Raw genomic sequence first — 720 nt, forward strand, 5'->3', positions numbered from 1 at the left:
AAGCCTTATGCCTTGTGATGGACGGCTTGCAGGCCATAGACGGGGGTCGGGATGCCCTCATAGCGAGCTTTCAACTGTAGGGACAGGAACTGCGAGTAGTGACGCGACTGGTGCAGATTGCCGCCGTGGAACCATAGCCCTTCCTGTTGTGTCGGCTTCCACATGTTGCGCTGCTCGCCTTCCCATGGGCCGGGATCCTTGGTCGTATTCGAGCCTAGTCCCCAGACCTTGCCGACCCTGTCGGCCATTTCCCGGCTGATCAGGTCGGCGACAAAGCCGTTCATTGAACTGTAGCCGGTAGCATAGACGATCACATCGGCAGGCAGCTCCCTTCCGTTGTCGAGTTTGACACCGCTGGGCGTGATTTCCTCGACCTGGCCTGCGACCAGCTTGACCTTTCCGTCGATGATGAGCTGCGAGGCGCCAACGTCGATGTAATAGCCCGAGCCGCGACGCAGGTACTTCATGAACAAACCGGAATCGTCGTCGCCGAAGTCGAGCCGGAAACCGGCTCTCGTCAACCCTGCATAAAAATCGGCGTCATCCTGGCGGATCTTGTCATAAACCGGCTTCTGCAACTGATGCAGGATCTTGTAGGGCAGCGAGGCGAAGATCAGATCGGCCTTGGCTGTCGTCATGCCACCGCGGACCGCGCGCTCTGAATAGAGGTCCGCGATGGATGCCATCAGCGAATCCGAGCGCACGATGTGTGTCGTCGAG

At 58.9% G+C, this 720-nt stretch carries 1 pseudogene; it reads right to left on the reverse strand.

Annotation, left to right across the window (positions count from 1 at the left end):
• Positions 1 to 5 precede the first annotated feature (5 nt).
• A pseudogene (locus XH80_RS02895) lies at positions 6 to 720 on the reverse strand (NAD(P)/FAD-dependent oxidoreductase); the annotation flags it as partial.

The organism is Bradyrhizobium sp. CCBAU 45384 (assembly GCF_028128665.1).
In the GTDB taxonomy this organism is placed as follows: Bacteria; Pseudomonadota; Alphaproteobacteria; order Rhizobiales; family Xanthobacteraceae; genus Bradyrhizobium; species Bradyrhizobium manausense.